The sequence below is a fragment of the Haemophilus haemolyticus genome (assembly GCF_001679045.1).
Classification (GTDB): domain Bacteria; phylum Pseudomonadota; class Gammaproteobacteria; order Enterobacterales; family Pasteurellaceae; genus Haemophilus; species Haemophilus haemolyticus.
Map to the genome: position 1 here is coordinate 136,427 of NZ_LYCK01000014.1, position 26,849 is coordinate 163,275.

Annotated in this window: 26 protein-coding genes and 1 pseudogene; 12 read left to right on the forward strand and 15 right to left on the reverse strand. The window is 37.8% G+C overall.

Features of this window, described 5'->3' with window-relative positions; all coding sequences use genetic code 11:
* Positions 1-27: 27 nt before the first annotated feature.
* Positions 28-1,497 carry a murein DD-endopeptidase MepM gene (gene mepM / locus A8M50_RS08195; RefSeq protein WP_005645997.1) on the reverse strand — a complete coding sequence of 490 codons (1,470 nt, stop codon included), beginning with the start codon at positions 1,495-1,497 and terminating at the stop codon, positions 28-30.
* 177 nt (positions 1,498-1,674) lie between these two features.
* On the opposite strand from mepM, the gene znuC reads away from it, so the two are divergent.
* The 5 genes from znuC to tilS all read left to right on the forward strand — a co-directional run bounded on the left by znuC (position 1,675) and on the right by tilS (position 6,533).
* Positions 1,675-2,481, forward strand: a complete 807-nt coding sequence (znuC, locus tag A8M50_RS08200) for a zinc ABC transporter ATP-binding protein ZnuC (RefSeq protein ID WP_005645862.1) — start codon at positions 1,675-1,677, stop codon at positions 2,479-2,481.
* Positions 2,481-3,266 (forward strand): zinc ABC transporter permease subunit ZnuB, encoded by a 786-nt coding sequence (gene znuB / locus A8M50_RS08205; RefSeq protein WP_005633994.1) that lies wholly within the window; start codon positions 2,481-2,483, stop codon positions 3,264-3,266. Before znuC ends, znuB begins: the two co-directional genes overlap by 1 nt.
* 88 nt (positions 3,267-3,354) lie before the next feature.
* Positions 3,355-4,302, forward strand: coding sequence for an acetyl-CoA carboxylase carboxyl transferase subunit alpha (accA, locus tag A8M50_RS08210; RefSeq protein ID WP_005633993.1), 948 nt, complete (start codon positions 3,355-3,357; stop codon positions 4,300-4,302).
* A 72-nt stretch (positions 4,303-4,374) separates the two neighbouring features.
* Entirely contained in the window at positions 4,375-5,241 is an 867-nt protein-coding gene (gene pdxY, locus A8M50_RS08215; RefSeq protein ID WP_005645947.1) for a pyridoxal kinase, read from the forward strand.
* A complete protein-coding gene (tilS, locus tag A8M50_RS08220) occupies positions 5,241-6,533 on the forward strand; it encodes a tRNA lysidine(34) synthetase TilS (RefSeq protein ID WP_005645931.1) in 1,293 nt (430 codons plus the stop codon). Before pdxY ends, tilS begins: the two co-directional genes overlap by 1 nt.
* Before the next feature lie 7 nt (positions 6,534-6,540).
* Here tilS and mutH read toward each other — a convergent pair whose 3' ends face one another.
* The 3 genes from mutH to A8M50_RS08235 all read right to left on the reverse strand — a co-directional run bounded on the left by mutH (position 6,541) and on the right by A8M50_RS08235 (position 9,205).
* Positions 6,541-7,212: a DNA mismatch repair endonuclease MutH gene (mutH, locus tag A8M50_RS08225; RefSeq protein WP_005645914.1), complete on the reverse strand. Its 672-nt coding sequence runs from the start codon at positions 7,210-7,212 to the stop codon at positions 6,541-6,543.
* Complete coding sequence (locus tag A8M50_RS08230; RefSeq protein ID WP_005645911.1) at positions 7,209-7,748, reverse strand: methylated-DNA--[protein]-cysteine S-methyltransferase; 540 nt, start codon at positions 7,746-7,748, stop codon at positions 7,209-7,211. The genes mutH and A8M50_RS08230 overlap by 4 nt, the downstream gene beginning before the upstream one ends.
* Positions 7,749-7,822: 74 nt before the next feature.
* Positions 7,823-9,205 carry a porin gene (locus tag A8M50_RS08235; RefSeq protein ID WP_005645972.1) on the reverse strand — a complete coding sequence of 461 codons (1,383 nt, stop codon included), beginning with the start codon at positions 9,203-9,205 and terminating at the stop codon, positions 7,823-7,825.
* A 207-nt stretch (positions 9,206-9,412) separates the two neighbouring features.
* Here A8M50_RS08235 and A8M50_RS08240 point away from each other — a divergent pair, with 207 nt between their 5' ends.
* On the forward strand, positions 9,413-9,700 hold the full coding sequence (locus A8M50_RS08240) for a YfcZ/YiiS family protein (protein WP_005639254.1): 288 nt from the start codon (positions 9,413-9,415) through the stop codon (positions 9,698-9,700).
* Positions 9,701-9,838: 138 nt separating this feature from the next.
* Positions 9,839-10,876 carry a phosphoribosylformylglycinamidine cyclo-ligase gene (gene purM / locus A8M50_RS08245; protein ID WP_005646004.1) on the forward strand — a complete coding sequence of 346 codons (1,038 nt, stop codon included), beginning with the start codon at positions 9,839-9,841 and terminating at the stop codon, positions 10,874-10,876.
* A 90-nt stretch (positions 10,877-10,966) separates the two neighbouring features.
* On the opposite strand, the gene cpdA is transcribed toward purM, so the two are convergent.
* The 5 genes from cpdA to A8M50_RS08270 all read right to left on the reverse strand — a co-directional run bounded on the left by cpdA (position 10,967) and on the right by A8M50_RS08270 (position 15,476).
* Positions 10,967-11,791, reverse strand: a complete 825-nt coding sequence (cpdA, locus tag A8M50_RS08250) for a 3',5'-cyclic-AMP phosphodiesterase (RefSeq protein ID WP_005646018.1) — start codon at positions 11,789-11,791, stop codon at positions 10,967-10,969.
* Positions 11,792-11,800: 9 nt separating this feature from the next.
* Positions 11,801-12,433, reverse strand: coding sequence for an ADP-ribose diphosphatase (nudF, locus tag A8M50_RS08255; protein WP_005645981.1), 633 nt, complete (start codon positions 12,431-12,433; stop codon positions 11,801-11,803).
* A 196-nt stretch (positions 12,434-12,629) separates the two neighbouring features.
* Positions 12,630-13,949, reverse strand: coding sequence for an exodeoxyribonuclease VII large subunit (xseA, locus tag A8M50_RS08260; RefSeq protein WP_005645964.1), 1,320 nt, complete (start codon positions 13,947-13,949; stop codon positions 12,630-12,632).
* A gap of 1 nt (position 13,950) precedes the next feature.
* Positions 13,951-15,165, reverse strand: coding sequence for a ribosomal protein uL16 3-hydroxylase (locus A8M50_RS08265; RefSeq protein ID WP_005645872.1), 1,215 nt, complete (start codon positions 15,163-15,165; stop codon positions 13,951-13,953).
* Between the two features lie 2 nt (positions 15,166-15,167).
* Positions 15,168-15,476: an RnfH family protein gene (locus A8M50_RS08270; RefSeq protein ID WP_032826567.1), complete on the reverse strand. Its 309-nt coding sequence runs from the start codon at positions 15,474-15,476 to the stop codon at positions 15,168-15,170.
* An 88-nt stretch (positions 15,477-15,564) separates the two neighbouring features.
* Between A8M50_RS08270 and A8M50_RS08275 the strand changes: the two genes are divergently transcribed.
* Entirely contained in the window at positions 15,565-15,981 is a 417-nt protein-coding gene (locus tag A8M50_RS08275) for an EamA family transporter (protein WP_005645926.1), read from the forward strand.
* 94 nt (positions 15,982-16,075) lie between these two features.
* Complete coding sequence (gene relB / locus A8M50_RS08280; protein WP_005645961.1) at positions 16,076-16,282, forward strand: type II toxin-antitoxin system RelB family antitoxin; 207 nt, start codon at positions 16,076-16,078, stop codon at positions 16,280-16,282.
* Between the two features lie 115 nt (positions 16,283-16,397).
* Here relB and A8M50_RS09085 read toward each other — a convergent pair whose 3' ends face one another.
* Complete coding sequence (locus A8M50_RS09085) at positions 16,398-16,664, reverse strand: hypothetical protein (RefSeq protein ID WP_162270454.1); 267 nt, start codon at positions 16,662-16,664, stop codon at positions 16,398-16,400.
* A gap of 169 nt (positions 16,665-16,833) precedes the next feature.
* On the opposite strand from A8M50_RS09085, the gene pth reads away from it, so the two are divergent.
* The 3 genes and pseudogenes from pth (at position 16,834) to A8M50_RS08295 (ending at position 20,515) form a co-directional block, all read left to right on the forward strand.
* Positions 16,834-17,418, forward strand: coding sequence for an aminoacyl-tRNA hydrolase (gene pth / locus A8M50_RS08285; protein WP_005646001.1), 585 nt, complete (start codon positions 16,834-16,836; stop codon positions 17,416-17,418).
* Positions 17,419-17,465: 47 nt separating this feature from the next.
* Positions 17,466-18,557, forward strand: a pseudogene (ychF, locus tag A8M50_RS08290) (redox-regulated ATPase YchF).
* A gap of 74 nt (positions 18,558-18,631) precedes the next feature.
* On the forward strand, positions 18,632-20,515 hold the full coding sequence (locus A8M50_RS08295; RefSeq protein WP_005645870.1) for an acyltransferase family protein: 1,884 nt from the start codon (positions 18,632-18,634) through the stop codon (positions 20,513-20,515).
* A gap of 42 nt (positions 20,516-20,557) precedes the next feature.
* On the opposite strand, the gene rnd is transcribed toward A8M50_RS08295, so the two are convergent.
* Genes rnd through yoaA form a run of 5 tightly spaced genes read right to left on the reverse strand, consistent with a single transcriptional unit; the run spans position 20,558 to position 26,708 of the window.
* Entirely contained in the window at positions 20,558-21,700 is a 1,143-nt protein-coding gene (gene rnd, locus A8M50_RS08300) for a ribonuclease D (protein WP_005646007.1), read from the reverse strand.
* A 55-nt stretch (positions 21,701-21,755) separates the two neighbouring features.
* A complete protein-coding gene (gene fadD, locus A8M50_RS08305) occupies positions 21,756-23,444 on the reverse strand; it encodes a long-chain-fatty-acid--CoA ligase FadD (RefSeq protein WP_005645934.1) in 1,689 nt (562 codons plus the stop codon).
* 42 nt (positions 23,445-23,486) lie between these two features.
* Positions 23,487-24,038, reverse strand: a complete 552-nt coding sequence (locus tag A8M50_RS08310; protein ID WP_005645900.1) for a Slp family lipoprotein — start codon at positions 24,036-24,038, stop codon at positions 23,487-23,489.
* A gap of 24 nt (positions 24,039-24,062) precedes the next feature.
* A complete protein-coding gene (gene tsaB, locus A8M50_RS08315; RefSeq protein ID WP_005645884.1) occupies positions 24,063-24,773 on the reverse strand; it encodes a tRNA (adenosine(37)-N6)-threonylcarbamoyltransferase complex dimerization subunit type 1 TsaB in 711 nt (236 codons plus the stop codon).
* Between the two features lie 12 nt (positions 24,774-24,785).
* Positions 24,786-26,708: a DNA repair helicase YoaA gene (gene yoaA, locus A8M50_RS08320; protein WP_005645916.1), complete on the reverse strand. Its 1,923-nt coding sequence runs from the start codon at positions 26,706-26,708 to the stop codon at positions 24,786-24,788.
* Between the last annotated feature and the right edge of the window lie 141 nt (positions 26,709-26,849).

The following is a 26,849-nucleotide window of genomic DNA, read 5'->3' on the forward strand; positions in this document are numbered from 1 at the left end:
GGTAAATTTTAACCGCACTTTATATGACTATAATTTTAATATTCGCTCTGCTTCGCGTGCACGAACAAGGAATTGTTTCCGTTCAGCAGTTCCCATTCCACTACTTGTGCCAGGCAATTTAACCGTCAACGGATTGACTGCCCGTCCATTAATATGGAATTCATAGTGTAAATGTGGACCTGTTGAAATGCCGGTATTACCAGAAAGTGCAATTCTCTCACCTTTTTTAATTTCTTGTCCTGCGCGTACAAGAGGTTTACTTAAATGCATATAAACAGTCTCGTACTCACGACCATGGCGCATAACAATATAACGTCCAGCACCTCCAGCCTGATATGCCACTTTTTCAACTACGCCATCTGCAGGGGCGATAATCGGCGTACCTTGAGAAACGGAGAAATCCACACCTTTATGCGGTCGTACACGCCCAGTTACTGGATGGCGACGATTCGGATTAAATGGTGAAGAAACACGTGCTTGTCGTTGCAATGGATAACGAGCAAAACCTTTACCTAAGGTTTCCCCTTGTTGGCTGTAGTAACGACCATTCGCAGCCTGAACCGCATAATAACTCTTACCTTCAGACGAAATATGTAACGCTTCAACATTACCTTGACCAGTGAGTTTCTCGCCTAAATATTCACGAGAAACTAAAATTGCAAATTTAGTCCCCTTTTTCAACTTCTGAATACTCACTTGCCATTGAAGTGCGGTGGTTAACTGGTTGATTTGACGATTATCCAATCCCTGAGCTTTTAAGCTAGCCGCAAACGTCCCGTTAATTTCACCTTTTAATACTTCTTTTCGCCAAACACTTGTTTTTTCAACAACTTGACGCTTAAATTTGCCACCTTCAACACGTTCATAAATACGTTCTTCTTTTTCAGATACAAGCCAATTTAAATATTCTAATTCATCATTTTTATCTAAAATCCAATAGAACTGTTGACCCGCTTTCAAATTTGCCAACTCACCGTCCACAGCAATTAAACGCTGTGCGGTATCATCTTCCAAACCAGAAAGTTCCAATACATCTTTTAAGCTATCGCCACGCGTCACCGTATGACTAAATTGATCGGTAATACGAATTGCTTGATCTGCCGCATCTAATAAGCCACTTAATGCATCTTGTGCATTTTGCGGCAAATTATCCAGTTCATCTGTTGAAGGTTTCACTTCATCAACTTCATCATCTTTAGCCTGTAATTCATCATCATAAGATGTTGCATCTTCATCATTAAGATGCTCTGTTGTCTGATGCTCGACTGAAGTGTGTGCTGTTTTTTCTTCTTGTTTATTTGAGGTATTTAATGATTGATACTCAACATTATCCACCACTGCTGGAATAACTTGTTCTGGTGAATCATGATGTTCTGAATTATCTTTTAGAGTGAGTAAAATTCCTGAGAAAATCAGTAAAATAGCAATAAAAAACACTCCCTCTTTAATACGAGAGCGTTTTTTTCTTCTATCTCTAGCTAATTTTACGTGTTGCACAAGGATTCCTAAAATAAAAAAGTTTTCAGCATTCAGACTACATATTATAAAGAAAATTCATTTCTACGGGAAAACCATTATTCAAACGCTTAAATATTCGACATTGGGTAGAAAATCTTGAGAATTCTATAAAAATGCGTTATTTTCCCCAACCATTGTTGAAAACACGGCGATTTTATGAATATCACAGCCATTCACAACGAGCAAAACCTACAACCGCTCATTCAATTAAAAAATATCAATGTGGTTTTCGCACAAAAAACTGCACTACAAAATATTAATTTAAATATTTATCCGAATTCTATTATCACTATTGTTGGGCCAAATGGTGGTGGTAAATCAACGTTATTAAAAACCTTATTAAAACTACAAACGCCCACTTCTGGCGAAGTCATTTACAGTAAAAATGTTCGCATTGGTTATGTGCCACAAAAAATCCATTTGGATCATAGTTTGCCCATTACGGTCGAGCGATTCCTTTCACTAAAGAAAGGTCTTAAAACACAAGAAATATCCACCGCACTTGAGCAACTTTCGATTTCACATTTACGCAAAAATAATATGCAAAAACTTTCTGGCGGTGAAATGCAACGCGTATTATTGGCGCGTGCAATTTTAAATAAACCAAATTTACTTGTGCTAGACGAACCCACTCAAGGCGTAGACATTACTGGGCAAGCAGAACTTTATCAGCTCATTCATCAAACCCAACAAAAATTAAATTGTGCCGTATTGATGGTATCACACGATTTACACATTGTGATGGCGGATAGTAAAGAAGTATTGTGTATTAACCAACATATTTGCTGTGCTGGCACGCCCGATGTTCTCTCAAATGATCCAACATTTATGCGTTTATGGGGAAATCAGCTCTCACAAAATGTCGGCTTTTATACCCATCATCACAATCATCACCACACCTTACACGGTGATGTGTGCGGTTGTAATTCATCAGCAGTGCATTGTCAAAATAAGGATAAATAATGTTTGAAATTTTATTTCCTGCTCTTTTAACAGGAATTCTGCTCTCACTTATTACCGCACCACTTGGCGTATTCGTGGTGTGGCGGAAAATGGCTTATTTTGGTGACACCCTTTCTCATTCTGCCTTGCTAGGCGTGGCATTAGGTATTTTCTTACAAGTCAATCCTTACATTGCGATTGTCGTGCTTACCTTAATTCTTGCTATCGCAATGGTGTGGTTAGAAAGCAATACGCAATTTTCGATTGATACCTTGCTCGGCATTATCGCTCATAGCTGTTTATCTCTCGGGGTGGTGACAGTGGGATTACTACAAAATGTACGTGTAGATTTGATGAGTTACTTATTTGGGGATTTGCTAGCAATTAATTATACCGATTTAATTTATATCGGGATTGGCGTGATAATTGTGCTTTCAACATTAATTTACTTTTGGCAATCCTTGCTTTCCACCACCGTATCGCCAGAACTCGCTCAAGTTGAAGGCATTAATATCAAAAAAATGCGTTTTATTTTAATGATATTAACCGCATTGACTATTGCCTTGAGCATGAAATTTGTCGGTGCATTAATAATCACATCGTTATTAATAATCCCTGCGGCAACCGCTCGTCGCTTTGCTAGAACGCCAGAATCTATGGTGGGCTGGGCAATTGTAGTCAGTATGTTATCAATTATAGCTGGGCTAATATTATCAGCCTTTTATGATACCGCTGCTGGGCCTTCCGTTGTCATTTGTTCAGCGTTTTTATTTGTCTTATCACTCTTCAAAAAAGAGCGATTATAAGCTTGCCCAACCAGTGAAAACCATTTGCGCCATACTTTAATTCTTGATAAAGTGCGGTCGATTTTTACGGTCTTTTTAGGATAAGAAAATGAGCCAAGAATATTTAGATTTTGAATTGCCGATTGCCGAATTAGAAGCAAAAATTGAAGCATTACGCGCAGCATCGGATGATAAAGTTGATTTAACTGATGAAATCAAACGCTTACAAAAGAAAAGTAACGAACTCACTAAAAAAACCTTTGCTAACCTCGATGCTTGGCAAGTTTCACGTATGGCGCGTCATCCAAACCGCCCCTATACATTAGATTATATCGAACATATTTTTACTGAATTTGAAGAACTTGCAGGCGATCGCGCCTTTGCTAATGATAAAGCGATCGTTGGCGGTCTTGCACGTTTAGATGGTCGCCCAGTGATGGTGATTGGCCATCAAAAAGGTCGTTCCGTAAAAGAAAAAGTACAACGCAATTTTGGTATGCCAGCACCTGAAGGCTATCGTAAAGCGTTACGTTTAATGGAAATGGCTGAGCGTTTTAAATTGCCAATTATCACATTTATTGATACTCCGGGAGCTTATCCGGGTATCGGCGCAGAAGAACGTGGTCAAGCGGAAGCTATCGCTCGTAACTTACGCGAAATGGCACAACTTACCGTTCCTGTTATTTGTACCGTTATCGGTGAAGGCGGTTCTGGTGGCGCATTAGCTATTGGCGTGGGCGATAAAGTTAATATGTTGCAGTATTCAACCTATTCTGTTATTTCTCCAGAAGGCTGTGCTTCTATTCTTTGGAAAAGTGCAGAAAAAGCATCAACAGCAGCTGAAGTAATGGGATTAACTGCAAGCCGTTTAAAAGAACTAAATCTTATCGACAGCATTGTGCAAGAACCTTTGGGTGGCGCACATCGCAATTATGCGAAAATGGCTGAAAACTTAAAACTTCGTTTAAAAGAAGATTTAGCAGAGCTCGATGGACTAAATAAAGAAGAATTATTAAATCGACGTTATGAACGTTTAATGTCTTACGGTTATTGCTAACTGACATTATAAAAGAGCGGTGATTTTTGCCGCTCTTTTTTGATCTAAATATACAACAAAGGAGCAAACATAATGAAAAACGTACTTTCGATCCAATCCCATGTGGTCTATGGTTTTGCGGGTAACAAATCCGCGACTTTTCCAATGCAGTTGTTAGGCGTAGATGTATGGGCATTAAATACCGTTCAATTTTCTAATCACACCCAATACGGAAAATGGACAGGCATGGTAATTCCGCAAGAACAAATCCGAGAAATTGTGACCGGACTCGATAACATTGAAAAACTACAAGAATGTGATGCCTTACTATCAGGTTACTTAGGATCTGCGGAACAAGTTGATCAAATTCTTTTTGCATTAGAACAAATCAAACTTCGTAATCCCAATGCACTTTATTTATGCGACCCCGTAATGCCACATCCGAAAAAAATCTGCGTTGTTGCCAATGGTGTTCGCGAGGCTCTTATTGAAAAAGCGATTCCAGTGGCAGACATTATGACGCCAAACTTGCATGAGTTGCGTCAGCTCACTGAATTCCCAATTAATACCTTTGATGATGTATTAAAAGCGGTGAATGCACTGATTGCAAAAGGCGTGAAGAAAGTCCTTGTTAAACATTTAGGCAGTGCGGGTAAAATTAACGATCCTGATACATTTGAAATTATTATGGCAACCCCAGAGGGTGTTTGGCATTTAAGCCGCCCGCTTTATCAATTCAACTTTGAACCAGTGGGTGTGGGCGATTTAATCGCAGGTACATTCTTAGCGAATTTACTCAATGGCAAATCTGATGTAAAAGCCTTTGAAGCCATGAATAATGAAGTAGCAGGCGTAATGAAAACCACCTTTGAACTGGGTTCTTACGAATTACAAACGATTGCTGCACGTTTTGAAATCCTTAATCCAAGCAGCAATTATAAAGCACAAAAAGTTGCCTAATGGACTTACTTTCAGACATTGAAAAACAACTCAAACAAACCTCTGCTCAAGGATTTCTTATCTCCTTGAGTGGTGGTTTGGATTCCACTGTACTTCTTTCTTTATTTGCAAAACTTCGTCAAAAACAACCGCACTTACCGGCTTTATCAGTACGTGCTATCCACATTCATCACGGCTTAAGCCCCAATGCAGACAGTTGGGTTCAACATTGCCAAGACTTATGCGCTCAATTTCAAATTCCGTTGATTATCGAGCGAGTACAAGTATCTAAAACCAATGGCATTGAGGCTGGCGCACGTGAAGCACGCTATCAAGCCATAAAAAAACATCTTCAAACGCAAGAAATGCTGGTTACAGCACATCATCTAAACGATCAAACAGAAACGTTTTTCTTAGCGCTAAAACGTGGCAGTGGACTACAAGGCTTAGGCGCCATGCAACAGCAAAGTGTATTATTCGGAATGCCAATTTTACGCCCTTTGTTAGACTTTACTCGCTCACAGTTAGAAGATTATGCGCAAAAAGAAAAACTCAACTGGATTACAGATGAAAGTAATGAGGATAATCGATACGATCGCAATTTCTTGCGCAATGAAATTTTGCCAGAATTACGTAAACGCTGGGCTCATTTTGATTTATCCTTACAACGTTCTGCACAACATTGTTTTGAGCAACAACAGCTAATTAATGATTTATTGAGCGAAATTTTTGCAGAACATTGTCAAATTAAAAGCCAATTTAAACTGTGTCAGTTCCGCCAATATTCACCCACAAAACAAACCGCACTTTTGCGCATGTGGCTTGCCGAAAACCAACTTGAAATGCCAAGTAAACGCCAACTTACACAACTTGTTAATGATGTTGTTTTTGCAAAAGAAGATGCAAATCCTCAATTTCAGCTTGTAAATAAAGTCATTCGACGTTATCAAGATAGTTTATATTTAACTAAGCCGTTTTCTGATCTAACCAAATACTGCCTAAAATTAGAACAAAACACGTTAAGTTTACCCGATGATTTAGGCAACCTCACAGTTCAAGAAAATGAACACAATCTGATTTTCTACTGGCAGGATTATTCTGTTACGCTGGAAAAAACGGACTTGCCTATTTCCATTCGCTTTGGCTATTCAGGTAAAGTTAAACATCATCCGAAACGACCAAGAGAAGATATAAAAAAAATCTGGCAAGAATTAAGCGTACCACCTTGGGAACGAAATCGAATCCCCTTAATTTTTTACGGCAATGAGCTAAAAAGTGCGGTAGGTTTTTTCCGTGTTTTTGACGAGTCTTAAAATTAAGTTAAAGCGACTTAGTTTCTAAAAATGCGTTTAGAATTTGAGCGGTGAATTCTTTTCTTAGATAAAAACCTAAAGGCAAGGTATCTATAATTTCGCCATTTTTTCCTATCCCTTTTGTCACAGCACGACTATTTGCACCCTTCGGGCGAAGTTGCATAACCTCACCAATTCGAGCGGTAATCTGCTCCAATTTGCCAAGTACAATTAAATCCATCAATTCTTCCCAATCTTGTTTTAATTGACGTTCTTGCTCAGCGGTTGGCTTCCATAAAATTGGCGCGCCGATATGGCGTTCACGTAATGGAATATGACGACTGCCTTCAATCGGCATCCAAAGTACACAAGAAAGTTTATGACGAACGTGAGAATTTTCCCATTTAACTCCTGAATTTTGTACCAATGGAGCAAGGCTCACAAAGGTCGTTTCAAGAGGATAACCCTCAGCATTAATCGGCAATGTTTTAAGTTCAACACCTAAATGAGAAAAATCCTGTTCAGCTTTACTCCCTGCCGTTGCACCTAAAGCGCGCTCTAATAACATCCCCACCCAGCCTTTATCACGTTTTAAATCTGGCGGAACAGGAATATGCAGTTCATCAGCTAACTCCCCAAAAGTTAAGCCTGCAATTGATTGCGCTTGGGAAAGCAATTGTTCAAGGGTTTGTGGAATCATTTGTGATATTTCTTAAAAAAGCGAGGCTTAGTATTTTCAGTGCCTTTATCAATATAGGGAATATTCTCTAACTGCAATAAAAAACGTTTTGCCTCTAAGCCACCACCAAAACCAGTTAAAGTACGATCTTTACCTAAAATGCGGTGACAAGGAATAATAATGCTAATCGGATTACTCCCTACCGCGCCGCCCACTGCACGAACAGCTTTAGGATTATTAATACGTAACGCCAGCTCTCCATAAGTTGAAAGCTCGCCATAATCAATTTCTCGCAAGGCTTGCCAAATGGCTTGTTGAAACGCTGTGCCTTCTGGTTTTAAGGGAATGTCGGAAAAACGCTCAACTTCCCCATTAAAATATCGTTCAAAAGCCAACCGCACTTTTTGAAAAACAGGCAATTCATCTTGCTTGAGCCATTTGGGATTAGGCTCATATTGCTCTTTTTCAAAATCAATATGTGTAATGCTTTCACCATCAGATAAAATCAAAAGTTTCCCGACGGGTGAAGGATAATAAGTGTAATAAAGTGCGGTCATTTTTCGCCTTGTTTTATAAAAGAAAAGCACACTTCGTGTGGAAGTGTGCTTTATTATGCTAAATTTTTAACAAATTAGAAACTGTAGTTTAAGTTTAAACCGTAAAGGTTAGCACTTGCTTTAGAGGTATAATTCGCTGTTATTGTCGCTAATCCTCGAATTGGTTGGCTTTCGGTAAAGTGAATTTTTTTACCACGTAAGTGCGCAAAGCCCGCATCAATAGAAAGATTAGGGGTAAATTTATAAGTTGCCCCTACGCTATACCACATACGATCAGTATCTGGAATAGATGCACTTGCATGTTCTGTTGGTGCGGCTGCTTCATCATAAGCAATACCAGTACGAAGCGTTAATTTATCATTTACATTATAGGTTGCACCTAATGCATAACGAGAATTGCTACGGTATTTTTCATCTTTATGGAACGCTAGTTCACCATCATTAAAGGTTGCGTGTAACTCTTTGAAACGGCTCCAATGTGTAAATTTGTAGCTATAGTGCAATGCCAAATTATCTGTAACTTGGTGGAAACCTGATAATTCTAAATAATCTGGTAAGTGCAATGTTAATCCACCAGGACCAGTACGCCCGTTTCCAATCGCTGAATCATCTTCAAAATCAATATCAATTTTTGAATGATAGGCTAAACCAACACGGTTATTTTCATTGAACTCGTACACTAAACCGGCATTCCAACCTAATCCCCAGGCAGAGCCTTCTAAATGAGTCACTACACTATCCTTTTCCAATGAACGTAATCCTGCTAAAGATGCAGCTGTTGTTCGATTGAGCAATCCCATAGCTCTAAGACGAGGGACCATGACAGTCATAACATCTGGATTCTTCGCTGCATCTGATAAAATCCCAGCTCGACGTTGAACTTCTGCTTTAGCATAAATAGCATTAAATCCTAATCCTGCGCTTAACCCTTGGGTTACTTTATATGAACCACTTAAATTTAAATTAATTGCACTTAAATCTGTAGTCCCACCAAATGCACCTGCATCATAGGTATTACTGTATTCGCTTTTCAATCCAAAATTCACATTCATACCACCACCGATAGCAAATTTGTCATTGATTGGTGCTACAAAATACATATTCGGAATCAATGAACCAGGAACAACATTATTATAATGCGCAGAACCTGTTGCTAAAGTACCTGTTGGATTTTTTTGGGTTCGATTCAGCGGAGAAGTCACTGTAACTGGACCACTCATGTGAATTTTAGAATCCACATAAACACCACCCACAGAAAATTGATTCGTTTTAAATAAACTCATCAACGCTGGGTTAGTTGCCACTACAGAGGCATTATCCGCAATCGCCGCTTCACCCGCATACGCGCGACCAAGCCCAGAAGTAGAAACTTCAGCCAATTGGAACGCTGCAGCATTTGCCCCACTAGCTGCTAATAACATCGCAGTTGCTAATACAGATTGATTAAATTTTTTCATTTGGAAACCTTTGTTATAAATAAAAACTTGGGCGATTCTAAAACCCGAATCTATTGAGTGCAAATTCATTTCCTTGTTTTTATTAGAGTTCCGACCAGTTAGCGGGAACTTTTTACATTTAATGGGCTATTTTGTTCAATTTTTGTCATTTATGGAGAAAAAGAAAAATGATAAAATGCGAAAAAATATTCATATAAGGAAAAGAAAATGACCGTAAAATGCAAAGCAGAAGAATCCTTAACTTGTAGCTGTGTTGATGTAGGCACGATTATTGATGGCTCTGACTGTAGCGTAGAAGTGCATCAAGTTTATAGCACAGAAGCTGATGCCAATGCAGCGCTTGAACGATTAACGAAGAAAGCACGCGATACAGAAAGTGATCCTTGCGAAATTAAAAGCGAAATCGTGGCAGTTGAAAACGGTGTTCAACTAAATGCCTCTTTCACTTTTAGTTGCCAAGCAGAAGCAATGATTTTTGAACTGGCGAATCGTTAAAAACAATGTCAAACTCGACCGCACTTTTTCTAAAGTGCGGTCTTTTTTTATCTCAAAATTTAAATCGCAAACGTTTGCCTAAACTGTTAAAATAAACGCCGATTTATTTTTCAATACTTATCGACATAGGAAAACACTGTGAGCAAACAATCATTAAGCTATAAAGATGCCGGAGTTGACATTAATGCTGGCAATGCCTTGGTTGAACGAATTAAACCTGAAGTGAAACGTACCACTCGTGCGGAAGTTATCGGGGGATTAGGTGGATTTGGCGCCTTATGCGCGATACCAAGCAAATATAAAGAGCCTGTTTTAGTATCTGGCACCGATGGCGTCGGCACTAAATTACGCTTAGCCATTGATTTAAAAAAACACGACACCATTGGCATTGATTTGGTCGCTATGTGCGTAAATGATTTAGTCGTTCAAGGTGCTGAACCTCTGTTTTTCTTAGATTATTATGCAACAGGAAAACTAGATGTTGATGTAGCTGCTGACGTTGTAAAAGGAATTGCTGATGGTTGTGTGCAATCAGGTTGTGCATTAGTGGGGGGCGAAACAGCAGAAATGCCAGGCATGTATCATGCAGGCGATTATGATTTAGCTGGATTTTGTGTAGGCGTTGTAGAGAAATCTGAAATTATTGATGGTAGCCGTGTAAAAAATGGCGATGCATTAATTGCCTTAGGTTCCAGTGGCCCACATTCAAACGGTTATTCTTTAGTTCGTAAAGTGATTGATGTCGCGGGCGTTAATCCTGCAACAGAACTGCTTGATAATAAACCATTAAGCGAACATATACTTGCGCCAACAAAAATCTATGTCAAATCCGTGTTAGCACTTATTAAGCAAGCCGATGTACATGCGATTGCGCATTTAACAGGCGGCGGTTTCTGGGAAAACATTCCGCGCGTATTGCCTAAAAACACCAAAGCAGTAATTGATGAAAAAAGCTGGAAATGGCCTTCCGTATTTAATTGGTTACAAGAAAAAGGCAATATTGACACCTATGAAATGTACCGAACCTTCAATTGTGGTGTGGGCATGGTAATTGCACTTCCTCAGGAGCAAGTCGAAACTGCATTAGCGATCTTAAAACAAGCGGGTGAGAATGCATGGTTAATCGGGCATATTGAACATGCTGAAGACGATGCAGAACAAGTTGTGATTGCGTAATAAAATCATAAAAAATGGTACACATTTACTAATGCGTACCATTTCTAACTAGAAAAAAGTGCGGTGAATTTTCACCGCACTTTAGTTTGATTAATACCCTTCTTCTTGCATATTCGGCAAAAATTCCTCTTGCTGAATGCGCTTTACTTCCGTACGAATTGAACCATCTGAATGTAGCTCAATTTCACGCCAACCGGGCTGTAACGTATCAAGAGAAAAATACTGGCAATCAGGTTTAAATTGAATACAAGTCGCTGGTGTTGCCATCACTTGATAGCCATTCCATTCACTGTTTACTTCTTGATGAATATGCCCATACAAAATAGCCTTCACATTGGAAAAAGGCGCAAGCACTTCTGCCAATTCGTGAGAATTACGAAGGTTATGTTGATCAAGCCATGCAGAATTAGTTGGTAATAAATGATGGTGTAATACAACCAACGTATAGCGTTCAGGATTTTTTTCTAAGGTTTCTTTTAATAAATCGAGTTGATGCTGGCTTAGTTGTCCATGTGGTACACCATAAACTTGGCTATCTAACAATAAAGCTTGCCAATGTTCGCCTAATAGAAGATGTTTTGCCCCATCCATTGGCGACTGATTTAAGAATTCCGCCATTTTAGGCTGAAAATCGTGATTTCCCGGAATCCAAAACACAGGTTTATTTAAAGGTTTCATCATTTCTACAAAACGAGTGTAACCTTCATCACTACTATCCTGCACAAGATCACCTGTTGCAAGAATCACATCAAATTCGTTATTTTCTTGCTGAATTTCCTTTAATACTTGAGCAAAACTTGCTTGTGTATTTACCCCCAATAATTCCGCACGTTCATCTTTAAATAAATGGGGATCCGTAATTTGTAATAATTTAATAACAGGCTTTTTCGCCTGATAAACAAACGTATTTTTCATTAATGCCCCCTAACTACATTTCCAACTTTGTTGTAACTGAGCATAATTTAATTGAAGCCACTGCAGCCCGATCACTGCAATACCATTATCAATTTTCCCTTCGCACATCCATTGATACGCCTGTTCACGTTTTACTACGTGTACTCGAATGTCTTCATTTTCTTCAGCCAAACCGTGAATACCTTTTGCTTTTGAACTATCAACCTCACCGGCAAATAAATGAATTCGCTCCACCGTTCCACCTGGGCTATCCCATACACTTAAGCAATGCGTTAAATTTTTTACTTGAATTCCCGCTTCTTCTTCACTCTCACGCAAAGCAACCTCTTCCGGCTTTTCACCTTTTTCCACCATGCCTGCAATTAATTCGAGTAACCAAGGCGAACGATGAGATTCTGGATGATAAGCTGCGCCAATACGAACTTGCTCAACTAAAATCACAGAATCTTCTTTTGGATCATAAGCAATAACGGCAGAAGCAGCACCTTTAATAAGTAATTCACGCGTTACCACACCGCTTTCACCGCCAGCAAAAAGCTTATGTTTAAATTGAATTCGTTTGAGTGTGAAAAACCCTTCATACAAAGTCTGTTCACCCAATATTTCTATATCTTGTTGGCTAAAGTGTTGAATTTCTGACATCTTTTTCTCCAAAACTGCGCGCAAAATCATACGCTTAAAAGACTACAAAAAAAATAGAAGGTTTCCACTTTTTGTTGAAAGTTTGAAGTGAGTCACAAAAAAACAAAATGCCATGATTATTTATTCAACAATCACAGCATTCTTTTTTAGAAGTAAGTGAAACAGTATTTCACTCCATTTTTACAAAATAAGCATCCTACAAAACCTTACTCACAATTTTTCCATCAACCACTTGAGTTGTAATTAAGTCCCCTTGATTTACATCTTTCAGGCTAACAATAGCTTTACCTTGCGGGTTCTCTGCAATGGAATAGCCTCTCGCCAATACCTTCAACGGGCTTAAACCATCCAATTTTCCACATAACGTTGCCAGTTTATTTTGACGTTCCGTCACTTGGCGATTTACGCAAAAATTTAACCGTACTTGCAACTGCTCTAAGCGTTGTTGGTGACGTTGTACTCGATATGGCAATGGATTTTGTTTCAAACGAGAAGAAAGTGCGGTGAATTTTTGTTGTGTATTTTCAAACTGACGCAACATAGCAAGTTGCAAGCGATGCGTAAGCTGTTCATTTTTCGCCTGTTGAGCGCGTAACTGATTCTGTGGATGTTGATTTTGCAATCGTAAAATTAGCTGTTTCAAACGCTGGCTTTTTCGCGTAAATAAGCGATCAAATGCCATATCTAAACGTTGCTGTTGATGGCGCAGTTGTTGCAATAATTCATCTTGATTACGACTAACTAGCTCAGCCGCAGCAGAAGGAGTCGGTGCACGAAGATCAGCAACAAAATCGGCAATCGTCACATCTGTTTCATGTCCCACCGCACTGATAATGGGTAAAATTGAACGAAAAATCGCTCGCGCCACTTCTTCTTCATTAAAACACCAAAGATCTTCTAATGAACCACCACCACGACCCACAATTAATACATCCACCTCTTGTCGTGCATTGGCAAGTTCGATCATTTGCACAATTTCTGCGGTCGCCTCTTTACCCTGAACCGCAGTGGGATAAATAACAACTTTTAAACTTGGATCACGGCGTGCCAAAATATGCAAAATATCTTGTAAGGCCGCACCTGTAGAAGAAGTAATAATCCCAACTGCTTTACTAAAGTGCGGTAGATTTTTCTTAAGATTTTGAGCAAATAATCCTTCCGCAGCCAACTTCATTTTTAACGCTTCAAATTGCTGTTGCAACAAGCCCTCGCCAGCTGGGTGCATAGAATCAATAATAAGCTGATAATCACCACGAGGCTCATATAAACTCACATTGGCACGCACAAGCACTTGCATCCCATTTTGCGGACGAAAAGCAACACGCAAATTCTTCATGCGAAACATTGCACAACGCACCTGTGCATTTTCATCTTTCAGCGTTAAATACCAATGCCCAGACACAGGTTGGGTAAAATTGGAAATTTCACCCGTTAACCAAATTTGTGAAAAATTCCCTTCTAGCATCTGGCGAGCAGCCGAATTCAGTTGAGAGACGGAATAAATATTGTCGGACATATTATTCAATTAATGCCCAACCATCATCAACCCAGTTACAAATAGAATCCAACAACAAATCCATCGAAGTTTCAGGATCTTCGGTTTCATTCACTAAATTAGATAAAAATGCCCAATCTAAACTTTCACCATCAGATAAGCGTTTCAACACTTCAGTCTCAATCACATTAAGCTCATCTAACCACTCGCCATTAGCATAAATTCTCAACGGATTTTCAGTGTAAAGCAATTTACAATTGTTGTCTTGAGAAAGGAATGCGCCATCCTCTTCTAAAATTGACCGCACTTCATCAGGATCACACATTTCATCAGAGACTAATAACTCGTAACGACGAGAACTCACCGCACTTGCTACGGCTTGCTTAAACAACGCATCAAAAGCTTCTGAATGAGACAATTTATCTAATAAAAGCTGTTTCATTGCTTGAATATTTTCATCCGCAAGTTTACCTGTACGTTGTTCAGACTGGCTTAAACGTAGCGGCAAATCAAACTCGCTTAAATTCAAATCAGGATCTTGATGACAAAAGCCTTTGCTTATCCCATCAATCAAATTGCTTAAATTTGGATAACGTAAGCCAAAAGAAAAGGTTAAACAATCATCTTCAGCTACGCCATAATGTGCCATACGGGCTGGAATATAGAGAATATCACCCGGATTCATCACTTCATCAATCACCAATTCGCCCATATCATCAAAAATTCGGATTGGCTGATTTGGTTTAAATTCGGTACTTGGATCACACCATTTACCTAATTGCCAACGGCGATGGCCATATCCTTGCACCAAGAATACATCATACTCATCATAATGCTTACCAACAGAGCCACCTTTCGGCGCATAAGACACCATAATATCGTCACGTTGCCATTGAGGAATAAAGCCAAATTTGTTCCAAAGTTGTCCTAATTCAGGCGACCATTGCTCTAAATTTTGAACTAACACCGACCATTTCTCTGGCAATTTTTGGAAATCCTTTTCGCTCAAAGGGCTAAAAAAAACTTTCCAATCATCATCAGAAAATGTCTTCACTAAACGAGCGGTGACATCTTCATTTTGAGCGAGCGCAATAATATCTTGTGGCTCAAACTGCCCAACAATTTCAGGCAAACCGTTACGAATCACTAGTGGCTTTTTCTGCCAATAATCGCGTAGAAAAGTTTCTGGCGTGATATGTTCAGGTAAACAAAAATCAACAGATGAAAGTGCGGTCATTTTTAAGCTCCTTTTTCTTTGTCTTTGGCTGCAGCTTGCTCTGCTGCACGTTTACGGCGAATTTCTTTCGGATCAGCAAGTAATGGACGATAAATTTCAATACGGTCGCCCTCTTTTAATACATCAGTCAATTTTATTGGACGACTGAAAATCCCAATTTTATTTGTCTGCAAATCAATCTCTGGAAATTGGCTTAAAATCCCTGATTGCGTAATCGCAGTTTGCACGGTGACTCCTTCATCAACTTGAAAAGATTTCAAATAATAACGTTCGGGCAAAGCATAAGCGATTTCAATGTTAATCTGACTCATCTTTATTTCTTCATCAAAAAATTTTGGGCTATTATAACGGATATAGCGAAAAAGTGCGGTCAGTTTTAACCATAAATAAGGAAACAAAATGAATTGGGTATTTTTTGCCGTTGGCTCGGCATTTTTTGCAGGCTTAACGGCAATTTTAGGCAAACTCGGGGTGGAGGGGATGAATAGCAATCTCGCCACGTTTATTCGCACCATCGTGATTTTACTGGTCACCGCCGGTATTATTTCCGTCCGCAATGAATGGCAACTGCCACAACATATCGCCGCCAAACCTTTCACCTTTTTGGTGCTATCCGGCATTGCCACAGGGCTTTCTTGGCTTTGTTATTATCGCGCCCTTCAACTTGCCCCAGCATCTTGGGTCGCTCCCATTGATAAATTAAGCGTGGTCATCGCGATTATTTTAGGCGTGTTTATCTTAGGCGAACCGTTGAGCTTGAAATTAGTCGTAGGCAGTATTTTGATTTTATCGGGCGTGCTTGTTTTAGCCTTATAATATTTATATTACATTGAGCACATTTCTATAATGCTTTCAATATTTAAGGAGATATTATGATACTTACAGTAAGATTACCTAAAGAACTTCAGCATTGTCTTATCATCTTGCATTACAAACCAGCAGAGCAAAATCCTATTATGTAAAAGTAGCACTTGAAGCTTATATGAAGGATTTGGAAGATATTTTGTTGGCAAATGCAGTTATTGAACGTGTTCGATCTGGAAAGGAAAAAGTGAATTCACTTGAGGATGTAGAACGTGAACTCTATTTGGATAATTCTTCTCTCCGAAACAGGTAAAAAGCAATTAAGTGATGATTACTACAGAATTAGAGTTGGGATATTGCTTAAAGATTCATTATTAGTAGATTAGTTTAAGTGGGCGTGTAAACATTATTGTTTACACGCTAATGTCTTAAAAGAAACCTATAGTATTCTTTATAGGTTTGTTTTTAGGCTTTTTATTTAAAAACTTCTCTTGTACTTTTTCATATTCCTTTAGTTCATCTAAGGATAATGAAAGTGATGTATTAGAAATCGTTTTAATTAGAATAGACTGAGATATTTTACTATTATTTTTTAGAGCTTTTCTTGAAGTTTCATCACAGAGAAATTTTATATCACTTGAAACAAAATTTTCCGTTAAACTGGCTAATTCATCATAATCAATAGAATTATCAATAGATCGTGATTTTAAATAAAGCTCGAACTATTTTAGAGCAAAAAGAGAAAGAAATTACACTTCTAAATGCTTTATTAGAAGCTGTGAAAGCAAAATAAGTGATGTAGATTGAGACTTTGGGGCTTTTTCGCTACAATACGCCACTATTTTTTTACATCATCAAATAAAAATGTCAGAAATAAAACTCATTGTTGGTTTAGGCAATCCTGGCGATAAATATACCGATACACGCCACAATGCGGGCGAATGGCTTATTGAACGTCTAGCACGTCATTTTAACGTTTTTCTAAATCCAGAAAGTAAATTCTTCGGAAAAACTGCCCGCACTTTAGTGAATGGAAAAGAAGTTCGCCTTTTAGTACCGACAACTTTTATGAATTTAAGCGGTAAAGCAGTTGGGGCATTGGCAAGTTTTTATCGTATTAAACCTGAAGAAATTTTAGTTATTCATGATGAATTAGATTTACCGCCAGGCACAGCAAAACTCAAACAAGGCGGTGGGCACGGCGGACATAACGGCTTAAAAGATATTGTGGCTCAATTAGGCAATAACAATAATTTCTACCGCTTACGTATTGGCATTGGACATCCTGGCCATCGTGATTTAGTGGCGGGTTATGTTTTAAATAAACCATCACCGGCAGATCGCGATGCACTTGAAAAAGTGCTAGATGAAGCAACTGATTGTGTAGAAATGATTTTCAAAGATGGAATGGTCAAAGCGACCAACCGTTTAAACAGTTTCAAAATTTAAAAGTGCGGTTAGTTTTACAACCGTTTTACTCAAAATAAGGAAAAATTATGGGATTCAAATGTGGTATTGTGGGATTGCCAAATGTCGGCAAATCTACTCTTTTTAACGCGCTCACTAAAGCTGGTATTGAAGCCGCAAACTATCCATTCTGTACTATCGAACCAAATACCGGTGTCGTGCCAATGCCAGATCCGCGTTTAGATGCATTGGCAGAAATCGTTAAACCTGAACGCGTATTACCTACAACTATGGAATTCGTGGACATCGCAGGCTTAGTTGCGGGAGCAAGTAAAGGAGAGGGCTTGGGTAATAAATTCTTAGCAAACATCCGCGAAACAGACGCAATTGGTCACGTCGTTCGTTGCTTTGAAAATGACGATATCGTGCACGTTGCTGGGAAAATTGACCCACAAGATGACATTGATACCATCAATACCGAATTATCCTTATCCGACTTAGACAGCTGTGAACGAGCGATTCAACGCTTACAAAAACGTGCCAAAGGTGGAGACAAAGAGGCTAAATTTTAACTTTCCGTTATGGAAAAAATTCTTCCTGTACTTGAAAATGCGGGGATGATTCGCTCTGTTGGATTAGACAAAGAAGAATTGCAAGCAATCAAGAGTTACAACTTCTTAACTTTAAAACCAACAATGTATATCGCAAACGTAAATGAAGATGGCTTTGAAAATAATCCATACTTAGATCGCGTGCGTGAAATTGCAGCAAAAGAAGGGGCGGTAGTTGTTCCAGTATGTGCAGCGATTGAATCTGAAATTGCAGAACTTGATGATGAAGAAAAAGTCGAGTTTTTACAAGATTTAGGCATTGAAGAACCTGGATTGAACCGCGTAATTCGTGCTGGTTACGCACTTTTAAATCTTCAAACTTATTTCACTGCTGGCGTAAAAGAAGTACGAGCTTGGACAATTTCAGTCGGCGCAACCGCACCAAAAGCAGCAGCTGTAATCCACACCGACTTTGAAAAAGGCTTTATCCGAGCAGAAGTTATAGCTTATGAAGACTTTACCCAATTCAACGGAGAAAACGGCGCAAAAGAAGCGGGTAAATGGCGTTTAGAAGGCAAAGATTACGTCGTACAAGATGGGGATGTAATGCACTTCCGATTCAACGTGTAAAAATATACAAAAAAATAACCGCACTTTTGACTCATATAACAAAGTGCGGTTTATATTTTTATTAAAGGAATATTATGTCATCTATTAAATATCGCCCAGAAATTGATGGACTACGCGCAATTGCTGTTATTTCAGTCATTATCTATCATCTTAATGAAAACTGGTTACCAGGCGGTTTTCTTGGGGTAGATATTTTCTTTGTTATTTCTGGTTTTCTGATTACTGGTATTATTATCACAGAAATTCAACAGAATTCTTTTTCGTTTAAGCAATTTTATACTCGACGAATTAAACGAATTTATCCCGCTTTTATTACAGTGATCGCATTAGTGTCTTTCGTTGCATCTGCTATTTTTATTTATAATGATTTTAACCAATTAAGAAAAACAATAGAATTAGCCACTATTTTCTTATCTAATTTCTATTTAGGTTTAACACAAGGTTATTTTGACTTAAGTGCAAATGAAAACCCTGTACTACATATTTGGTCATTAGCTGTAGAAGAGCAATACTATCTTATTTTTCCACTAATCCTAATTTTAGCTTATAAAAAATTTAGAGAAATTAAAGCATTATTTGCGATAACGCTAGCTTTGTTTTTTATTTTACTTGCCACCTCTTTTATTCCAGCTAATATTTACAAACAGGTATTTCATCAACCTAATATTTATTATCTATCTAACCTAAGATTTCCAGAATTACTTGTAGGTTCATTACTCGCCATTTATCATAATTTTTCAAATAACATTCAATTGAGTAAGCTAGCAAATAATACTCTGGCTATTTTAAGTACATTACTATTATTTTCCTGTTTATTTTTAATGAATAATGATATTGCATATATTCCGGGAGTTACTTTAATTCTTCCTTGTATTTTTACAGCATTAATTATTCATACCACATCACAAAATAACATTATTAAATTATGTTTATCTAATAAAGTAATGGTATTTATTGGAAAAATTTCTTATTCACTCTATTTATATCATTGGATTTTTATTGCGCTCGCTTATTACATTACTGGCAGCAAGCAGATTCAAGGCATTACAGTTTTAATTGTTGTTATATTAACTATTATTTCCTCTATCACAAGTTATTATTTAATTGAGCAACCTATAAGAAAATCAAAATTAAACTTTAAACAGGCATTTATCTATCTTTATCTAATTCCATCTCTTTTTATTATTGGTTATAACACTTATGAAAGAAAACAGATTAGAAAAGAAAAAGAACATATTGAACAAGATGTTTTATCTGTTAATTTAGAGAATAACTTACCAACTACAGTTTTAACAATAGGGGATTCTCATGCTGGTCATCTTACTTATTTTTTAAAATATCTTGGTAAGCAAGAAGGATGGAAGTCAACTATTTTAAGCATAACTGATGGGAAGGATTGTTTTGTTTTAGTGGATAAAAACAATAAAATAACACCTGAGTGTCAAGGGTTACTTAATGAGATTAATTCACCTAAATATAAAGCTATTTTTATTTCTGGATTTTATGATTTAAGAATGGGAGGACAACCTGTTCCCCGATTTAACGCTCAGGCTTACTTTATTGATAACTTCAAAACTCGCTTTGTTGAAACTGTAAAATTACTGGCTAAATCAAAATCAGTTTATATCTTTGCAAATAACAGCTCTATTAGTAGATCTCCTGTTCGAGGATATTTACTAGAGAAATATGGCCTTGAAAAATATTTGGAACCAATTCGTAGAATGGGCGATATTGATGCGAGTAACAAAATTATTCATGATTTAGTCAAAGATATTCCTAATGTTTATTGGGTAGATGCTCAACAGTATTTACCAAAAGATAGCGTTATGGCAGAAGGAAAATACTTGTACGGGGATCAAGATCACTTAACAAATTTTGGTGCTTACTATATGGCAAAAGAATTTAGCAAATACCAACGAGTAATGACATCTGAACAAGTGAAAAAACTCTACGAGTAAAAACTAAAAGCGTTGAGCTATTTGCCCAACGCTTTTTTATATCTACTTAAGTACATCAACTAACTTTTCACCAATAGGTTTTCGCCATCCAATCAGCAACTCTGGTAGTTTGTCTTGAGAACAATTATATTTCCAAACCCATTTAATCAATTCTTCCAAAGTGCGTTTACTCGCAACGATTTCAGGGGTCAAACCTTCTGGCATTAAACTATTCACTTTTTCTTGTAATAACCGAATCGTTTTTTTATAACGAGGATCTTCAGAAATACGTTCAATAGGTTTTGGATAGTCATTAGAAGAAACACGTCTTACTTGAGAAAGTAATTGTAGAATTTTCTTACCACGTACACGCACTTCATTTTCAGTTAATCCCATTTCTAACATTTCAGATGTATTACGTGGATTATTCTTTGCCACTTTCCAAAGATTATCTGATTTCACAATATAAGACAGGGCTAAATCACGTTCTATTGCGACGTTTTGTCGCCACTGCGCCAAAATTCTTAAACGAGACAATTCTAATGGATTTAATTTCCAAGCATTTGGAATATCTAAATAAGCTTTTTCTGAATCTCGTTCTTGTAATTTATGCGTTTTAGCAAGAGCCAATTCACAATCATCTCTTACTGCTTGTTCCCAAGGTGTTTTCGCTAACTCTTTTTCAAGAATATGATAAAGCGGCAATAAATACCAAACATCACCTGCGGCATACTTAAGTTGAATATCAGAAAGGGGGCGTTTGATCCAATTGGTGCGAGTTGCACCTTTATCGATTTCTACATTTAAGTATTGGTGTGCTAATTTTGCCAATCCTGCTGATGTGCCAAGCCCAAGAAATCGCGCCATAATTTGCGTATCAATCATTGAGTGTGGAAGCTGATCAAATTCTTGTAAGAAAACCAATAAATCCTCACTACAAGAATGTAAGACTTTTAATACTTTAGGATTGGATAACAATGCAACAAAAGGCGAAAAATCCGTAATCGCTAAAGGATCAATTAAAGAGACGCGCTCACCATCATAAAGTTGGATTAATCCCAGCTTAGGAAAATAAGTGGAAACACGCATAAATTCTGTATCTAAGGCGACCGCACTTTGCTGCTGAGCCAAATTGCAAATTTCCAATAGCGAAGTATTATCCGTAATAACCGTAAAGTGCGGTAGATTTTGACATTCTTTTATCATAGTGATTTTTTATTTAAAAAGAACAAAAATGGGATATTGCTATCCCATTTTGACATTAATGTTTTGAACGTTTTGCGATCTCTTCATCGCGTAGAACCCGACGTAAAATCTTTCCAACATTAGTTTTTGGCAGTTCGTCTCGGAACTCAATTTCTTTTGGTACTTTATAGCCTGTGAGATATTGGCGACAATGGTTTCGAAGTTCATCACGAGTTAAAGTATCATCCTTTTTCACCACAAATACTTTAATCGTTTCACCAGAAACTTCATGAGGAACACCGATTGCCACAGCCTCAGCCACTTTGTAATTCAGCATAACGACATCTTCAATTTCATTTGGATAGACATTAAAGCCAGAAACCAAAATCATATCTTTTTTACGATCTACAATGCGTAAACTATATGATTCATCCATAATAACAATATCGCCTGTTGCCATCCAACCATCTTTTAAAACTTCGCTAGTTGCTTCTGGTCGTTGCCAATAGCCTCGCATGACTTGGTCACCTTTCACCCATAATTCACCAGGTTCGCCAATTTTTGCTTCTGAACCATCATCTTTAATGATTTTTATATCAGTATTTGGCACTGGTACACCAATAGTGCCATTATGTTTCACAACATTAATCGGACAAGCTGCGATTAATGGTGAACATTCTGTCATTCCATAACCCTCAATGATATTACAGCCCGTCAATTCATGCCAACGTCTTGCCACTGATTGTTGAATAGCCATTCCGCCTCCAACTGAAAGTTTCAAAGCAGAAAAATCAACTTCTTTAAAGTTTTCATTATTTAACAACGCATTAAATAAGGTATTTACACCAGTAATCGCCTCAAAACGGTATTTTTTCAACTCTTTCACAAATCCCTCAATATCTCTCGGATTGGTGATTAAGATCGCCGTTACACCTAACTCTAAAAATAATAAGCAGTTTACGGTTAAGGCAAATACGTGATAAAGAGGCAAGGCTAAAATAGCTGAGCGAGTGCGAGAATGATCGCCAATAAATGGCTCTGCAATCCATTTTGCTTGGAAAACATTGGTAATGATATTTCCGTGCGTCAGCATCGCACCTTTCGCTACACCTGTTGTGCCGCCTGTGTATTGTAAAAAGGCTAAATCCTCACGCGACATTTCTGGACGAACGTATTGGCGATATTTACCAATACTCAATACTTCACGGAATGTTACTGCGTGCGGTAATTTATATTTCGGCACGAGTTTTTTCACATATTTCACGACAAAATTGACTAAAGTACGTTTACCAAATGAAAGTTGATCGCCCATTCGGGTAAGAATAACGTGTTTGACATTGGTATTAAAAACGACTTTTTCCAAGGTAGAAGCAAAATTAGATACCACAACAATCGCTACCGCACCACTATCTTGCAACTGGTGCTCTAATTCTCTCGGTGTGTAAAGAGGATTCACATTTACTGCAATTAAGCCCGCACGCAAAATACCAAAAAGTGCGATAGGATATTGCAATAAATTTGGCATCATTAATGCCACGCGATCACCACGCTGAAGTTTAAATTCATTTTGCAAATACGCGGCAAATGCACGACTGCGCTCTTCTAATTTACGAAAAGTAAGTACTTGCCCCATATTAATGTAAGCGGGGCGATCTGGATGTTCGCGCACAGCTTTGTCGAACATATCCACAATAGATTCATATTTTGAGGTATCCAGAAATTTTTCAGAACCTTCTGGATAATTTTGAAACCAAATTTTTTCCATTTTTTATCCTAATTTGTTGGAAAATCTTTAAGATTTTATCATTTAATTCAAATAATAGCGAATTTCAGGCTGGACATACCAAGGGCGATGTCTCCATCTAAAAAATCCCCAATCATCATCTTCATCCCAATCATCTGTTGGATAATCATAGGTGGTACTAAGTGTCCAAATACGGTATTTATCAGGTTGAATAACAGGATAAGTATAATCAGCTTGTTCGATCTTGCCTTTCTCTGTTCCAACTAATCGCCCGCCCACAGTAATATAACGTTCTTTTAAATTTTCAGGGTCCACAAAGCCGTTGAAATACACAATAAAACGGCCATCTGATTGAAATTCAACGAATGGTTTACCTGAAATTGATGATACCGGTAAACTTAACACTTCAATTTTTGTTTGATTTGGTAAAACAGTCGCCTGAACAATTTTCCCGCCAAGCCGAACAGTTTTACAATGACAGGTTAAATCTTGAGGGGAAATCCCGCGATAGGAATTAATAGAGAACCGCTCTTCTTCTAACCCTTTCGGCGGTGCCATACAGCCAGTTAATCCCAAGCAAAGTGCGGTAAAAAATAAGGTGATTTTGCCTTTCATTTTCTATCCTCCAGTTATTTAAACTCATTCACGTCCTGGTAATTTTTTCCAAGTAACCTCGTTTCGCAAATAAATCGGTTCAATCTCTAAAGCTGAAATTGTGCGTTTTTGCAAGTATTCTACTCGTGCGAGCTCCAGCATATATAAGGCATTAGGTAACACAATATCTGAACTCGTTAGATTTTTTTCAGTAAATTGAGAATACGCTGCCCAACCTGTTCCGACTCTAAATGCATTATCATCTCGAAGCTGTTTAATTGCTTGTTCAGGGGAACATACTTGTTCAGTTATGATTTCTCGCCATTGAAAAAACTCTCCAAAATCAGACCGCACTTTTTCTCTCACTAATTGAGAAAAATAAACTTCGTTCATTCTCGCATCAATTGCTGCAACGACATTTTCTGCTTGATGTAATTCAAATGCCGCCTGTGCCATTGCGGTTAAATTTGAAACAGGAATGACAGGCAAATCCGCACCAAACGCTAAACCTTGTGCAATCCCAGCACCAACACGAACGCCGGTAAAACTCCCCGGACCTCGCCCAAAGGCAAGCGCATCAACTTGATTTAAACCTACCCCCGAATTTGCCAAAATTTCATCGATCATAGGTAAAATTCGTTTGGTGTGAGTGCGTTGAGCAAGTTCATTAATATGTGTTTTCTCACCACGATACAATAAAGCGACAGAACAAGCTTCAGTTGAAGTATCTAGCACCAATAAAGTTAAATTTTGCATTATTATTCTCGTTTATTTATTTTGTAAGAATTGTATCACTTTGTTGAGATCACGGGTACGACTTGAGTTAGGTAAACTTTTCAAAAATGTTTCGCCATAATTGCGCATTACTAATCGATTATCACAAATAATCACAACGCCACGATCTGTAACATCGCGAATTAAACGCCCAACGCCTTGTTTCAACGTAATCACCGCTTCAGGAATTTGAATGTCATTGAATGGATCGCCACCTTGTAAACGGCAATCCTCAATACGTGCTTTTAACAAAGGCTCATCTGGCGCAGTAAAGGGAAGCTTATCAATGATGACTAAAGAAAGTGCATCGCCGCGCACATCTACACCTTCCCAAAAACTAGAGGTGGCCACCAAAACGCTATGCGTTTCTTTTATAAATTGCTCGAGTAATTTTCCTTTTGAGGTTTCGCCTTGTAATAAAATAGAAAGGTTACTTTTTTCACGGAAGTATTCTGCTAAACCGCGCATCATTGAATAAGAGGTACACAGAACAAAACAACGCCCCTTATTTGCTTCGATTACAGGTAATAGCATTTCTCCTAAAGCGCTTAACGTATTCGCTTGATTGGTATTCGGCAAATATCTAGGCACACAAAGCAAAGATTGTTCAGGATAATTAAAGGGACTATATAAAATTTTTTGTGTCGCATTTTCAATACCTAAACGTTGGCAGAAATGATTAAAAGTTCCCCCCACTTCTAATGTCGCAGATGTGAATATCCAAGCGGCTTCTTTAGCTTCGATCTGAGCACCAAATTTATCGGCTACTGTCAATGGCGTAATATGTAAACCAAACTGGCGACCATTTCCTTCATACCAATAACAATAACCCACAATATTTGTTTCAGATAAACGCTTAAGCTGAATTTTAATAGATTCAACACGCTCAAAAATAGTATCCAAAGTTTGGGAGCGACCAAGCGCTAATTTAATTACCTCAGCTAAAAAATCTATTTTCTCCTGTAATAATTCAAAGGATTTTTTCACCGCACTTTGCGTGTAAAGCTCACGCCAATTTCCTCGAACATTACTCCCATTACCCAGTAATAAACGAAAATCTTGTACAACATTCAGTAAGGTATCAGATGTTGTGCCAAGCTGCTGCATATCTTTGAGTTCAGTGCGATAAACAATATTAATATCCTTACACAAATCAAAAAGCTGGCGTGATGTTAAAGATTGACCAAAATATTGACTGGCAATATCTGGTAACTGATGAGCTTCGTCAAAAATAATCACTTCTGCATTCGGAATGAGTTCTCCAAAACCACTTTCTTTCACGGCCATATCTGCAAAAAATAAGTGATGATTAACTACAACCAAATCAGCATTTAATGCTTTTTTACGCGCACTTGCTACATAACATTCTGAATAATTAGGGCAATCTGTACCTAAACAGCTTTCTGCAGTACTAGTCAGTTGAGGAATAATTGGGCTATCTTCTGCAAGATCGATACATTCTGTAAAATCACCTGTCTTAGTACTATTATTCCATTTGCGTACTTTAGTTAATTCGGATAAAACAGATTTATCTCCAAGCACACCTTGAGCAATCACTTGATCTAAACGCTCTAAACAAAGATAGTTTGCCCGACCTTTTAGCAACGCAATTTTTCCCGTGAAATTAAGGGCTTTTTTAATAGCAGGAAGATCTCGATTAAAAAGCTGATCTTGAAGATTTTTAGATCCTGTAGAAATAATTGTTTTTTTACCAAATACTAGGGCAGGGGCCAGATATGCGAAGGTCTTTCCTGTACCCGTTCCAGCTTCAATGATAAGGGAAGATTTATTTTGGATTGACTCGCCAACAGCATGCGCCATTTCAATCTGCTCAGTTCGAGGTCTAAAACCTTTGATACTTTGACTTAATTCGCCATTAACAGAGAAAATATTAGAAATGCGATCTTTATAATTCATTAAATTAGAAAAATATAAATTTTTATTAGTTTAACAAACTTATAAAAAATCGTATATGAAGATAATAGTTTTGTTAAAACTAAAATTAGACTCTTATTTGATTAAATAATGAGTAAATTCCAAAAACAAAAACCCCAGCTT

Bases quoted from the DNA above. Each gene is read 5' to 3' on its own strand.
- znuC (WP_005645862.1), top strand. From the start codon at position 1,675: ATGAATATCACAGCCATTCACAACGAGCAAAACCTACAACCGCTCATT.
- znuB (WP_005633994.1), top strand. From the start codon at position 2,481: ATGTTTGAAATTTTATTTCCTGCTCTTTTAACAGGAATTCTGCTCTCA.
- accA (WP_005633993.1), top strand. From the start codon at position 3,355: ATGAGCCAAGAATATTTAGATTTTGAATTGCCGATTGCCGAATTAGAA.
- pdxY (WP_005645947.1), top strand. From the start codon at position 4,375: ATGAAAAACGTACTTTCGATCCAATCCCATGTGGTCTATGGTTTTGCG.
- tilS (WP_005645931.1), top strand. From the start codon at position 5,241: ATGGACTTACTTTCAGACATTGAAAAACAACTCAAACAAACCTCTGCT.
- mutH (WP_005645914.1), bottom strand. From the start codon at position 7,212: ATGATTCCACAAACCCTTGAACAATTGCTTTCCCAAGCGCAATCAATT.
- A8M50_RS08230 (WP_005645911.1), bottom strand. From the start codon at position 7,748: ATGACCGCACTTTATTACACTTATTATCCTTCACCCGTCGGGAAACTT.
- A8M50_RS08235 (WP_005645972.1), bottom strand. From the start codon at position 9,205: ATGAAAAAATTTAATCAATCTGTATTAGCAACTGCGATGTTATTAGCA.
- A8M50_RS08240 (WP_005639254.1), top strand. From the start codon at position 9,413: ATGACCGTAAAATGCAAAGCAGAAGAATCCTTAACTTGTAGCTGTGTT.
- cpdA (WP_005646018.1), bottom strand. From the start codon at position 11,791: ATGAAAAATACGTTTGTTTATCAGGCGAAAAAGCCTGTTATTAAATTA.
- nudF (WP_005645981.1), bottom strand. From the start codon at position 12,433: ATGTCAGAAATTCAACACTTTAGCCAACAAGATATAGAAATATTGGGT.
- xseA (WP_005645964.1), bottom strand. From the start codon at position 13,949: ATGTCCGACAATATTTATTCCGTCTCTCAACTGAATTCGGCTGCTCGC.
- A8M50_RS08265 (WP_005645872.1), bottom strand. From the start codon at position 15,165: ATGACCGCACTTTCATCTGTTGATTTTTGTTTACCTGAACATATCACG.
- A8M50_RS08270 (WP_032826567.1), bottom strand. From the start codon at position 15,476: ATGAGTCAGATTAACATTGAAATCGCTTATGCTTTGCCCGAACGTTAT.
- A8M50_RS08275 (WP_005645926.1), top strand. From the start codon at position 15,565: ATGAATTGGGTATTTTTTGCCGTTGGCTCGGCATTTTTTGCAGGCTTA.
- pth (WP_005646001.1), top strand. From the start codon at position 16,834: ATGTCAGAAATAAAACTCATTGTTGGTTTAGGCAATCCTGGCGATAAA.
- A8M50_RS08295 (WP_005645870.1), top strand. From the start codon at position 18,632: ATGTCATCTATTAAATATCGCCCAGAAATTGATGGACTACGCGCAATT.
- rnd (WP_005646007.1), bottom strand. From the start codon at position 21,700: ATGATAAAAGAATGTCAAAATCTACCGCACTTTACGGTTATTACGGAT.
- fadD (WP_005645934.1), bottom strand. From the start codon at position 23,444: ATGGAAAAAATTTGGTTTCAAAATTATCCAGAAGGTTCTGAAAAATTT.
- A8M50_RS08310 (WP_005645900.1), bottom strand. From the start codon at position 24,038: ATGAAAGGCAAAATCACCTTATTTTTTACCGCACTTTGCTTGGGATTA.
- tsaB (WP_005645884.1), bottom strand. From the start codon at position 24,773: ATGCAAAATTTAACTTTATTGGTGCTAGATACTTCAACTGAAGCTTGT.
- yoaA (WP_005645916.1), bottom strand. From the start codon at position 26,708: ATGAATTATAAAGATCGCATTTCTAATATTTTCTCTGTTAATGGCGAA.